General features: G+C 59.7%; 8 protein-coding genes. 4 read left to right on the top strand and 4 right to left on the bottom strand.

Going from position 1 to position 11,870, the window contains the following annotated elements:
• Nucleotides 1-90: 90 nt before the first annotated feature.
• The 4 genes from CRO06_RS20290 to CRO06_RS12160 all read right to left on the bottom strand — a co-directional run bounded on the left by CRO06_RS20290 (nt 91) and on the right by CRO06_RS12160 (nt 3,629).
• Complete coding sequence (locus CRO06_RS20290; RefSeq protein WP_280522549.1) at nt 91-216, bottom strand: hypothetical protein; 126 nt, start codon at nt 214-216, stop codon at nt 91-93.
• Nucleotides 217-219: 3 nt separating this feature from the next.
• A complete protein-coding gene (locus CRO06_RS12170) occupies nt 220-1,665 on the bottom strand; it encodes a hypothetical protein (RefSeq protein ID WP_143247741.1) in 1,446 nt (481 codons plus the stop codon).
• Nucleotides 1,643-2,323: a hypothetical protein gene (locus tag CRO06_RS12165; protein WP_022996289.1), complete on the bottom strand. Its 681-nt coding sequence runs from the start codon at nt 2,321-2,323 to the stop codon at nt 1,643-1,645. The genes CRO06_RS12170 and CRO06_RS12165 overlap by 23 nt, the downstream gene beginning before the upstream one ends.
• A gap of 106 nt (nt 2,324-2,429) precedes the next feature.
• Complete coding sequence (locus CRO06_RS12160; RefSeq protein WP_022996288.1) at nt 2,430-3,629, bottom strand: FAD-dependent oxidoreductase; 1,200 nt, start codon at nt 3,627-3,629, stop codon at nt 2,430-2,432.
• A gap of 159 nt (nt 3,630-3,788) precedes the next feature.
• Here CRO06_RS12160 and CRO06_RS12155 point away from each other — a divergent pair, with 159 nt between their 5' ends.
• The 4 genes from CRO06_RS12155 to CRO06_RS12140 are packed head-to-tail and all read left to right on the top strand — an operon-like array spanning nt 3,789 to nt 11,861.
• Entirely contained in the window at nt 3,789-6,776 is a 2,988-nt protein-coding gene (locus CRO06_RS12155; RefSeq protein ID WP_097058538.1) for a type VI secretion system Vgr family protein, read from the top strand.
• Nucleotides 6,776-9,727, top strand: coding sequence for a toxin VasX (locus tag CRO06_RS12150; RefSeq protein ID WP_097058537.1), 2,952 nt, complete (start codon nt 6,776-6,778; stop codon nt 9,725-9,727). The genes CRO06_RS12155 and CRO06_RS12150 overlap by 1 nt, the downstream gene beginning before the upstream one ends.
• Nucleotides 9,727-10,995: a hypothetical protein gene (locus CRO06_RS12145; RefSeq protein WP_097058536.1), complete on the top strand. Its 1,269-nt coding sequence runs from the start codon at nt 9,727-9,729 to the stop codon at nt 10,993-10,995. Before CRO06_RS12150 ends, CRO06_RS12145 begins: the two co-directional genes overlap by 1 nt.
• 23 nt (nt 10,996-11,018) lie before the next feature.
• Nucleotides 11,019-11,861 carry a hypothetical protein gene (locus CRO06_RS12140; RefSeq protein ID WP_022996284.1) on the top strand — a complete coding sequence of 281 codons (843 nt, stop codon included), beginning with the start codon at nt 11,019-11,021 and terminating at the stop codon, nt 11,859-11,861.
• Nucleotides 11,862-11,870 lie beyond the last annotated feature (9 nt).

The raw sequence follows: 11,870 nt of genomic DNA, 5'->3' as shown, positions 1-11,870 counted from the left end.
TTCACTGGAAGATCTGACACCATGGGAATACCTGGCGAAACACAAACGGGCGGAGAACTCTAATCAACGGTGCAACTGAAACAGGGATGTTTACACGGTCAGCATGAAACCGCCGCAGCCGGCCAGAGCGATGAAAAACACCACCCGCCAGAAACCCGCGTAGTACCAGGAAAATTCGGGACAAGCCGATTGAGGCGAGTGAGTGGGTGTGGTCATCACTCATGGCTCGAAATGAAAGGCGTTGCGGGAGCTGTAAAAATCTTCCAACGCCTCGGTTCGCTTGTTGCGGTAGTTCATATAGTAGACCACGTGGGTTTGGCCAAGCCGGGCGTAGCGCACCAGATGCCAGTCTTGTTTGGACTCAAAGATCAGCCCGCTGTCGTCGGCTACCAGAACGCTTTGATCGCCAGACACTCTGTCAGCATCGAAGACGAAGCCATCATCATCTCGCATATAGATCCCGCCGGATGGACGTTCGAATTCTGACTGGCTCGGTTGCAACGGAACCTTGACTCTAATGTAGTCGCTTTTCCCATCGTCGCTTTGGAAGACCATGTTTTCTCCGAGGGAAAGCATGTAATAGCCGCTACCGGACCAGTGTTCGGCCGTATAGCCCTGAGGGAGGGTCATTTCCGCGCCCTCGAACAGGGAGACGGATTGCGCCGGCGAGAACAGGCCGAGAGTGTTGTCCATGTAGCTGTTCAGACTGACGCCGTCGTCCGCGCCGGTGGTCCGGGCGTTATTGGCGATGACGCCGAACCGTTTGACCTCGTCCATATTCCTCAAGGTGCGGGTGGTGATCAGCAGGGTGCGCCCCTGGCTCAATGGAATCGTCCGATACAGGTCATAGCCCGCGAGATAGGCCTCATCCTCGACTTCGTCGTACTCGGTGAAGACATCGACAAACAAGCCATCTTTTTCATACAAGCGGTGCGTTCCGGGCCAGCGGCTTTCTTTCGCGACGTCTTCCGGGGGCGCGTCCTTGATCGTCAAGGTCAGGTCCGGACTCACCTGATTGAACAAAGGCTGGTCGGTCTCGGGCTCGGCCAGGCTGAACAAACGCCATTGCTTCGGTCCTTCCTGGTGGACATAAAAGCCCTTATCCCCCGACGGTAGGTTCAGGGTAAAGGTCTCGGGGAAAACGACGGTCGCACTGCCGTCTGCCTGAGCCGGAATTTCCAGGTCGGCGTGTTTTTCCGCTTCTTCCCGTTTCATCGTCTCGATGTGCTGGTGCCGCTCATTCAAAGCATTCTTGAACCCGGCTTCGCCGTCCAGCGCATGGGGTTTGATGAAGAAGATGTTTTCACGACCGTCGGACATCAACAGTTTCAACTGGCCGTCAATCAGCTTCGCCGTCAATTGTGTCTTCAAACGCTTCATGCGCTTGTCGTCCGGCTCGGGCAGCAGAGCGAGCGGTTTGTCCGGTTTTTTAGCGTCATAGGCGACCAGGCTGCCGTCTTCGTCGTCATAGACGAAGAAACTCGACTTGCCGAGCCCCGCCAGGGAAAGAGGGGACAGCATGGCGGTTTTGAGAACGAACCTGGTATCGTCCGGGCCTTGCACCCGCCAATAGCTTTTTCCCGCCAGGGCCGCGCCCGGTGCCACGGTCAACATGGTCAACAGGCCGAGCCGCAGAGCAGTTTTAATATTCGTAGCGGTCATCATGGAAGCTCGGTAGCTCGGAGTCGTAGTACAGGGCGAGGATACCACCTCGCCCTCCCTTGGGGCGTTCGTCACCGGACCAGCTCGATGCCAGCTCACACAGACATTCGTTCTCGATACTCAGGCGCACGGCGCCGTTGTCGAGCCGCCAGAAATAGACCTTGCCGCGATGGTCTTCCTGGCTGGCGGTGACGGGACCGTATTCTTTCTCCAGGCGGGTCTTGAGGGTCATCACCTGATCGTCATCGAACACGTCCAGGGGCTTTTCCCCTTTCACACCATCGTGGTTGCCGACCCGCGAGGTGATGATGTACAGGGTGTCGTCCTGGTCAGTAAGAAAGGCGGGGGCCCAAAGGGGAATATCGTGGAAGTAGACGTTGGGGCGGGCGGTTTCCTCTTCCCAGTCGATGGAGAAGTTGCCTCGCAGGATGTCCTTGGCCTGATACTGTTCACCAAAAAGAAACACCTGCAGGTTCATGACCTCATTGGAGGGTTCCCGGGTATAGGGAATGTGGTTGTCGTCGAGCAGTGGGGCGATGGCGGTATCGCTGTCCAGAGCATCCAGATCCAGCCTTGGGGCACGATCCGCACAGCCGCTCATCGCCAGTATCGCTCCCAGGCAAAAGCACGCGGGCCGGAGCAGATCTCCGTTGATACTCATGAGTACATCCTTTGCAGTTTTATCGGCATGGTGATCCCTCCATGCTTGGTCAAAGTATAGGCAGTCCTGGTCTAACCCGCAAAAACCGTGGCCTGGGGACAGGCGGTCAACGTAACAGCCCTCGCTTGGCGCCGGCCACGGTCAGCGCCATCTGTCGCGGCAGCCAGGGCATGCGATACATCAGCGGAAAGGCGACGTCACGTAATGCCGGGATCCACTTGCCATGAGACTGGAACAGAGGCGTCAGCCAGCGGCTCATGTTCTGGTAGAAGCGGATCGAGCCGGCCCGCCGCCGCTGGAAGCCGGCCCACACCTGGGGCCACTGATCCGCCTCCGCCATCGCCTGGCCCAGAGCCTGGGCATCCAGCAGCGCCATGGTGCCGCCCTGGCCCAGTTGCGGGCTCATGGCATGGGCGGCGTCGCCAATGATGCCCAGCCGGCCCTCGCCCCAACGGTGCAGAATCACGTCTCGATAGGTGGCCTGAAGCAGATCCGCGGAGGAAGGCAGCCGTGCCAACAGTGGTTTGAGATCCGGCCAGAACGCGGCGGTTTCCTGTTTCCACTGCTCGAACGGATGGGCGCCATTGCGCCAGTGGGGCATGTCGGCCACCGGCAGGCTCCAGAAAAAGCTCAGCAGCGGCGTGTCGGGGGCGTCCGGAGTACGGCCGGTGGGCAAAACGCCGGCCATGCGATGGGCGCCCTCGTAACACTGGCGCAGCCAGCCACCGTCGAAACCGGCTTCCATGGGCATAATCGCCCACAGTGCGCCCCACGGATATTGGCGGTCATAGCGCACCCAGTCGGCGGGACGCAGATGGCTGTTGCTGCCGTTGGCGATCAAGGCGGCGTCGAAGCGATGTTCGCCCTGGTGAGCCCCGGCGCCCACGGCCACCGTGACCCCCTGAGGATCATGGCGCAGGGCGTCCACCCGGGTGCCCAGCCAGCGTTGATGGGGGTAGCCATCCAGACTGTTGCTCAGAACGTGGCAAAGACTGGCCCGATGCACCCCAAGCCCCTGCACCCCGGGACCCAGCAGGTGATACCGGGTATCCATCAACACCCGCCCGGAGCGGGTCACGCCATGGAGGCCGTCCACCGGGGCGCCCAGTTCGGCAAGGGCCTGATAGCAACCCAGCTCCTGAAGGACCGACAGGCCAGTGGGCTGCAGCAGAATGCCCGCGCCCACCGGTGCCAGCGCCGGTGCCTGCTCCAGCAGGGTGATGTCGTGTCCCTGGGCGGCCAATACCCGGGCGCTGGCCAGTCCGGCGGTGCCGGCGCCGATAATGGCTATGGATTGCGACTTCACAGGTGATGCTCCCCCGGTGATCAGCTTGGCATTATACGCACCCGGCACCCTCGTGCAGTGGGCTGTCTGGCATTGAAACCGTGCCTGTGCCATGATTTTGGCCGTCATCAAGGACGTAAGAGCCTCTGGACAGGCTCTGAGACTGAATGGAGTCAGACCATGCCCCCCTTTGACGAGCTGCGGGACCTGTTGGCGTCCGCGCTGTCGCTGAAAGACCATCGCCGCCTTTATCGCTTCTCCCTGGACGACGACGCCACGCCCTTGCTGGTGGAACGCTGGTGCGGTGACGAAGCCCTGTCCGCCCCTTCGGTGTGGTGGGTGGATGTCCTTACCGGTAATGCCCAATGCCCGTTGGGAGAGTGGCTGGGTCGTAAAGCGACCCTGTTCACCCGTCTCGGCGATGGCAGCGAGACGCCCCGCACCGGTCTGGTGGAAGAAGTGACCCTGCTCGGTGCCGATGGCGGCCTGGCCCGCTACCGCTTCACCCTGAGACCCTGGAACTGGCAGCTCAGTCATGGCCGCCATAGTCAGGTATTCCAGGACAAGAGCGTGGTCGATATCGCCGGCGCCGTGTTCGGGCGTTACGGTGAGTGGGCCAGTTGGCGGCAACGGGATGACGTGGCGCCTTTTCTGCAAGCCGTGAGGCCGCGCAGCTATTGCACTCAATACCGGGAAACGGACGGTGATTTTGTCCTTCGTCTGCTTGCCGAGGAGGGGCTGGGGTTCCGTCTGATCGAAGCCCGGGACGCTCCCGCTGGACACCAACTGGAACTGTTCTCCGACAGCCGCCTGTTGCCGGAGGACGCCACCTCCGAGGCTCAGGGCGGCGTGCTGGTGCATCGCGGTGATGCCAGTGAAGAAGGGGATGGCCTGCACCGCCTGGGCCGCCGCCGCCGCGCCGGGGCTCAACGGCTGACGCTGCTCAGCGAGGACTACAAAACCCGTCAGGCGACTCCGGTACAGGTGACGCTCGCCGCCGGCGGTGAGCGCGATCAGCCGGTGGAACAGTACGACAGTGTGGGGCAGTACGCCTGGAAGGACGCTGACGAAGCCCGCCATTACGCGGAATTGCGCGCCGCCCACGCCGAAAGCGTGCGTGATTATTGGCAGGGTGAAGGCGCCGTGCGCACCTGTCGCGCCGGCACTTTCCTGCGGTTGCGGCAGCCGCCGCAAGGGCTGGCGGTACCGGAGGCACTGCTGCTGACCCGGGTCCGCCATCTGGGCATCAACAATCTTCCGGCCACGGCCCGGGAGCAAGTGGCGCATACCCTGGGAGACGCGCCTCCCTGGCCCGATGCGCAGGCGCAGGCGGCCAGTGAGCAGCTGGCGGAACGGGCCGCGCAACTGGGCTACGCGAATCTTTTTGATGCCCAGGATCAGGGGCGCCCGTGGCGGCCCCGTGCCACCGATGAGCAAGGCCGCTGGCGCGGTCGCCCGGTGGCACGGGGCTATCAGACCGCCCGGGTGGTGGGGCCGGATGGTGAGCCCCGGGTGAGTGGTGGCGAGGAGGTGTTCAGTGATGGCCTCGGACGGGTCAAGGTTCGTTTCCACTGGCAGCACGGCGACAGCGAGGACGATCGTGGCACCTGCTGGCTGCGGGTTGGACAGTGGCAGGCGGGGCCCGGCGCCGGCGTGCAGTTCGTGCCGCGCATTGGCCAGGAAGTGGTGGTCGGGTTCATCGGCGGCGACATCGACCGGCCGGTGGTTCTCGGGGCGCTCTATAACGGTCAGGGTGAAGGCGGTATAGCGCCGACGCCAGGCGGGACCGGGGCGAGGGAAAGCAGCACGGAGGTTTTCGCCCGGGCCCATGATCTTGCCGCCAGCGCCCGTGCCAATCACGGTGGCGGCGCCGCGCCGCCCTGGCATGGGGCCAGCCCCGATGCCGCCGGTCACGGCAACGCCGCCGCCTTGTGGGGCGTGCAGTCCAAGGAGTGGGGTGGAGACGGCTATAACCGACTGGTCTTCGACGACAGTGACGACCAGTTGCGGCTGCAACTGGCCAGCAGTCATGGCGACAGCCAGCTCAACCTCGGTCACCTGATCCACCAGGCCGGTAATTACCGCGGCAGCTTCCGGGGTGAAGGGCTGGAATTGAGAACCGATGAGTGGGGCGCGGTCCGGGCCGAGCGGGGATTGTGGCTCAGCGCCTGGGGGCGGGAGGATGCCGATACGCCCGCCGGCGACGTGGAAGAAGCCGCCGTTTTGCTGGATCACCTGCGGCAACTCGGACGAACCCTGTCCCAGGCCTGCGCCCGCCATGGCACGGCGGTGCTGGCCGCCGCCGAAGGCTCCGACCGTTCCGGCGCCTCCTGGCTGATCGATCAGGAAGCGCCTCTGAACGCCCTTTATACCAGCGCCTCAACCCGGGTTACCGGCGCTGATTGCGGCGCGGCTCTGGGAGAAGCTCCCCAGCACAACACCAGCGGCGGCAATGACCGGGTGCCCCACAGTAGCCATGCCTTGTTGGGACTAACGGCCCCCGCTGGCATCGGGGTGCTGGCGGGCCAGAGCCTGACCTGGAGCAGCGCCGAGACCCTGGCTCTGGCCAGCGGGCAGGACAGCAATCTGGCGGTGGGTGGCGATTTGCGTCTGCACAGCGGCCAGTCCCTGGGGCTGCTCGCCGCCGCCGAGGGTGTTGATGGCGATGCGCTGACCCTGGTCAGCGCGGAAGGCGAAGTACGCTTCGAAGCCCAGCATGAACGCCTGCGCGTGCAAAGCCGCGATGACCTCAACATCACCAGCGCCAACGGCCCGCTGGAACTGGCCGCCGGACAGTCCCTGCACCTGGCCACCAGCGCCGGTGCCCGGCTGACCCTGGAAGGCGGCGACCTGATCGTCAGTTGCCCCGGCGAAATCAAGGTGGAAGCCGGCAAGAAGTCGTTCCTGGGGGGGACCCAATTGAGCCGGGAGATGAACAGCTGGCCTTCGTCGAGCCTGTCGCCGAGCCAATATAACGAAGCATTCAAAGTACACTTTTTGAGCGGCCAGGCAGCGGCCAATCAGCGTTACCGGCTGACCCGCAAGGATGGCGCGGTAATCGAGGGTATAACCAACAGTGACGGTGAAATTGACTTGCAGCAGGGGATCGGGGCGGAAGTCACTTCGTTGACCCTGCTGGGGCCGGCGGACCAGGGAGGGAGTTCCTGATGCGCGATACTTCCACGGCCCGCCGCGCCCCGGTCCGGATCGACCCGGTGTCCGGTTACCCCGCGATTCAATGGAATCTGACGCCGCCGGACCAACGCGACAAAGTGCAAGTGTGTCTGCCAGAGCCTCAGCAGGCCCGCATACTCTACCCCGTGCGCTATGGGATTACCCGAGCCCCGTTCCCTGCCGGTGATTTTCCCGATATGGATCTTTCCGGCTATGAAGGCTTGGGCGAAGGCTGGCATTTCGGCTTGCGCACGTTGCGCCCTTTGACCTATGTCTACCTGCTGGCGCAAGTGAAGGAAGAATGGCGTATTCGTGTCTGGCAAGTCGCGGAAGATGGCTATTTCAATCCTATTTCCTCTGTCTCTACTGAGGAGGCATCGCAACCTCCCTGGCAGGACATGCCAACGCTGCCAGAAGTTACCGCGGCACTGCCTTATATCACAGCCCCGCTACCCACTCCCGAACTGGACGTCGGAGAAAGGGCTTGGTTACTTGTCAGTGATTCCCGTCTTACTCGTGGTGTTCTGGATGCCTTGACATCGGATCAGGATGGTCTAAGGAGTCAACTGGCCACGGAAATTCGCCTCACCGATGATGGTCCACAATCGCATACGGGGGATACCGCTCCTCTTGCTGACTTGCCGGGCCTGAATGGTGATCTTGATGCTTTCGTATGGAGCGAGAGCAACTCACCTGTCACCCCGGCTAACCAGTTACTGAGCTTGCTGGACGCCAGTGTCAGCCCCCGTTGTGGTGTTATGCAACAGCATCCCGCGAAGGTTGTGGCGGTGCATGACACCACCGGTGTGATGAGTGAGCTGGGACATCTGGCTGGTATTGAATTGGAGGCATTGCAGAGCTACAGCGCGGATGCTGCCCGCAAGCTCAGAATCTCAGAGTGGATCGATTTGCTTGGGGAGATGAAACGCCGGGAAGTGGAGATGGATACTTTTCGCAACGATCCGGTGGGAAGTGCGTTGCCGGGCGGTGTCGCTGGAGGTGCTGCAAATGCAGCCCGGGATCGGGCCTACCAGGAAGGGTTGGATGCGGAAGCAGGAAGGTTGGCAATGGTGCGTAATGAGGAGCGCCACCAATTTGTCAATGATCATCCAAATAATATGGAACGACTTGGCGAGGCGGTAACCCAAGCGGCATCAGCAGCCACACAGGTCTATCGTTCGATAAAAGCTCGCCATAATGCCACGTTGATGCTTTACGACGAGACCGATCGAGAAAGCTACTTGGCATTACGTCGTGTCGTCACTTTCAGTCTTGGGGTTTTGACCTTGGATGATGAAGGTGTCAATGAGGTTTCCGGTGAGCTTGTCGAGAGCGGCCCAACCGGGATTATGGAGCGAGTTCTGCTCGGCCATCCCCAAGTATCGGAGTATGTGCGCTGGCGTAGTAGTGCGGCTCGCTTTGCCCGAAATGTGGTGGGTGAAGTGATTGAGAAGCTGAATACAGTAATATCCTCGTTCCCGGCGGATAGTGCCTCTCGACAGTTGAGTCTGGTGGTTGGAGCTCTGGTGGCGAAGGGGCGTTTAGGCAGTATCAATGAATTGTGGCGCACTCCATATGGACCCGCCCTGGAAATTCTCAGTGGCGAGACTGGCGTTAAACGCCAAGTGCCGCTGAGCGAGGCTGGAGCATGGTTGCGGGACCGCACCGGAGGACGTGGGGTGAATGGTTTCCGGCCGATTACCGTGGCCCGTGCGGCCAATGAGGTGGTGGAACTGTATGAGAGCCAGCAGGTTCAGGCCCAAATAGAGGCGGACCAGCGTGGATTGTCACAGAGAATGCATTTCTGGCACGGCACCAAACTGGGAATTTCCGGGCTTGGGATATGGTGGTCTCTGGAAAACGTCGCGGCGGCTATAAAGAAGTTGGGCCGCGACGACGGTATGGTGTTGGCGAATTCGCTTAATCTAGGCAGCGCCATGCTGGCCACCAGTGCTGGTGTGACTGGGGGGATACAAGCGGTGCTCGACATCCGACGCAACCAGGCAAGGATAGCGGCTGACCAGGCCTTGGAACAGTCGATGGAAAAGCAAGTTGACCTGCTTGGTAATTGGGCCCTCGGGCTTGCCGCCGGAGCAGCACTGGTCACATTTGTCAAGGATGCCGTGGTCACCCCCATTTTCAATGAAGACGGCAACGAAGCCGCAATAAGCATGACGGGAGGAATATTACAGTTGGGTAATGCCTCTCTGGGTATGCTGCATTTGACCGCCCGGTTGGCGGATCAGGCGGAAAAAATGGGGGCCACTGCGGCCCGTGGCAGAATCACTCAAAGCGCGACTCAGGTCATGTCCCGTTTGGAATCTGGAGGTGCGGCATTGCGTGGGCTTGGCCGATTTGCCCGGGCAAGCAATTGGGTGGGCTGGGTTATGCTGGCGGTTGAAGCCAGTTATGTGGCGGTGCGCCATTGGCACGACACCACCGTGGAGGAGAACAAGGTTTTGCGCTGGATGGCCGGTAGTGTATGGGGAAATGGCTCTATCCCCGCCTGGTTTGGCCTCAGTGACGAGGAAGTGACCACGTTGGATGCAGATGCTGAATTGAAAGAGTTCTACCGGATGTTCCGTGAGCCTTCCATCGAGACTAATACGGATACTCTGAAGTGGTTGTCAGGGAATCTGCCGCTAGTCAGTTCCTATCGCCGTTGGACGACGGGAAGTCCATATCCAGAGGGTGTTGAACAGATCGCTATTCTTCTGCCAGGTTGGCAGGCTCAGGTCAGCAGTGTTCGTGTTACCGTGTCGGCGCCACAGACAATTCCACCGGTGGAAGATCAGATCTACACCGAAGAGAATGCTTCGGTATCGGTGGAGCGAGGTTTGGGGATTATGATGATTGATACCAATAATCCGTACGTCAGTGTGAAGGTGCGGTATTACGTTAACGGCTTTAGTGATCCGGAACTGATGTACGAAGTGGAAAATTGATGACGCGATCCAGAAAGGAGTTGGGTGCTTCCCCAGGTCAACAGAGGTCTATCTGGGAACAGTCGCTTGAGCGGGCCCGCCGCCACCCCGATTATGGACTGGCTGACTTCCTGGCACTTTTGAAAGAGGAGAAGAAGAAAAAGACCTTTGCGGCGCTTCCCCCTCTGGATGTGGCTCTTTGGCCGGAGGATGCCTTGAAGCCAAACGATTTGGATATTGAAAACTCGCGTTTGTTTAACGAGCGCTACATTGAGCTGCCGACTGTTGAAACCGTTGGGGGGAACGGAAAGCTGCACTGGTTGCCGCGCCTTTTCCTGTTGTTTCATAACCTGGCCCTGCTTTTGTTCCTTGGTCTTTATGTGGCGGCTTTCGTGGATGAGAAGCTTGATGTGTGGTCGGCGATAGGGTTGTTTGCGGGTTATCTTTGTGCCGGCGGAATTCCCTTTTTGTTCTTTTATTTCCTGTCTCCCTTCTCACCGATGATGCGCCATGCAGAGAAGAAAGGGTCCGCTCGCTATAATCGACAAGCCCAGCTCGTTCACATCTCTTGCGGGGGGGATAAGGTCCTGCATGTGCCTTGGCGTCACGTAAGAGCATTGGTTGAATTCAGTGTGATGCCGGGCAGTTTAGGTGGTACTGGGTTGGTTCTGACAGCTCCGCGCCCGTGGGTGTTGGATGAGCTGGATCGTTTCTCGCCGCGAGGGAAGCCACAAAAGGAACTGTTCTCCTTACCCTACGGATTCTGGACCGGAGGTGATCGGAGTATCCCAGGAATACTGCGCCGTTGGGAATTTATCAGACGATATATGGAGAAGGGACTGGAGGCGATTCAACCGGATCCAGACTTGAAAAAGGGAGGCTTGCTATATTCGCCGGGTGCGGAACCGACCTCCACCAGAGAACTGGGACATGTCTATGCCCTTGTATTTCACCCCTTGGAACGTTTGGGGTACTTTCTGACTTTTGGAGCCTGGCTGGATCGTCAGGTTGCTGTCGCAGAGGAAGCGCTGGATGGGTTTGAATGGCCCGAAGAGGTGGAAGAACTGTGCGCTCCGAGTGCCGATGTTGCGGCATTCAACCACCAACCCGTACCAGCGCGTACAGATATATACTATCGATTTACCGGCTTTAACGGTTACGAGTACGTTGATAGTCGTGGTCAGCCGGCTTCTGGAAGGCATGGCATTGATGAACTGATGGCTGAGGCCAAAGAATGGCCTTCAGGGAAAGCGAAGCCTGTCAAAGATGATTGGGAGGGAGCAGGTTAGTCCGGACTTCTCTAGGAGTGTTTGTGAAAAATTACACTTTCAAACTGAGTAAAGTAAAAGAGAGTAGTCTTCCTCTCATCGAAGAGGTGCTATCGCCATATGGGGAGGATTGGCGACGTAGCGGTGATGGTGACAACGTGAATTTGATTGCCTGGAAAGGAAAGCCGCTGCTCGAGCATCAGGGGGAGCGCTTGTATGTGTACGCCTCTCTCTCGACCAGGACACTGCTTAAAGAAATTCTCATAACACTTGATCGCAATGCTGCCATTCATTTCCCCAGTCCTTCCCAGTGGGTAGTGGCGTTTATAGTGGGAACACTGTTTTTTTTGGTTCGATTTCTCGGTATGGCCACTTCGAGCAAAGATTTTCTGTTTCTTTATGTCGTCTTTGGATTGAGTGGCGTATTGATGAGTGCGGGACTGGTCCTGGGATCTCGGACGACCCGGCGGAGTTGGCGGTGGCTGTTCGTGGTGGCCTGGGTTGTGTTGGCGGGGCTTTCTGTTCTGGGATTGTACGCTATGAGCCGAGGCGCGGAAGGGGCTTGGCTGTTGTTCCTGGTGCCCGTTCTGGTCGGGGGCGTTGGTTGGTTCGCATACCGTGATCTGATGGCCTGGCATTATGTGAAGTGGATATTCGCGGGGGAGGGGATGTCGCAGGAATGCGGCTCGGGTGAGGTGTATCAACCCACCGAGCCTTCTCGCGACGAAGTGGCGAAAAAGAACTTGATCAACTCCGCGATCTTCTTGGCGGTTGGGACGTTGAGCCTGCTTAGCGGTGAAAAACTCGTGGCTTTGTTGGCGACGTTCATGGCAGTGGGGGCATTTGTGGTGGGCACGGTCAAGGGCCAGCAAAAGGGCGGGGCCTAGCCGACCCGA

It is taken from the genome of Alloalcanivorax xenomutans (genome assembly GCF_900217905.1).
GTDB lineage: Bacteria > Pseudomonadota > Gammaproteobacteria > Pseudomonadales > Alcanivoracaceae > Alloalcanivorax > Alloalcanivorax xenomutans.
Note: the sequence above shows the minus strand (reverse complement) of the source record. Positions and strands in the feature narration are given on the sequence as shown.

What these genes read in the sequence shown, in the direction of transcription:
- CRO06_RS12155 (WP_097058538.1), top strand. Translation starts at nt 3,789, where the DNA reads ATGCCCCCCTTTGACGAGCTGCGGGACCTGTTGGCGTCCGCGCTGTCG.
- CRO06_RS12150 (WP_097058537.1), top strand. Translation starts at nt 6,776, where the DNA reads ATGCGCGATACTTCCACGGCCCGCCGCGCCCCGGTCCGGATCGACCCG.
- CRO06_RS12170 (WP_143247741.1), bottom strand. Translation starts at nt 1,665, where the DNA reads ATGATGACCGCTACGAATATTAAAACTGCTCTGCGGCTCGGCCTGTTG.
- CRO06_RS20290 (WP_280522549.1), bottom strand. Translation starts at nt 216, where the DNA reads ATGACCACACCCACTCACTCGCCTCAATCGGCTTGTCCCGAATTTTCC.
- CRO06_RS12145 (WP_097058536.1), top strand. Translation starts at nt 9,727, where the DNA reads ATGACGCGATCCAGAAAGGAGTTGGGTGCTTCCCCAGGTCAACAGAGG.
- CRO06_RS12165 (WP_022996289.1), bottom strand. Translation starts at nt 2,323, where the DNA reads ATGAGTATCAACGGAGATCTGCTCCGGCCCGCGTGCTTTTGCCTGGGA.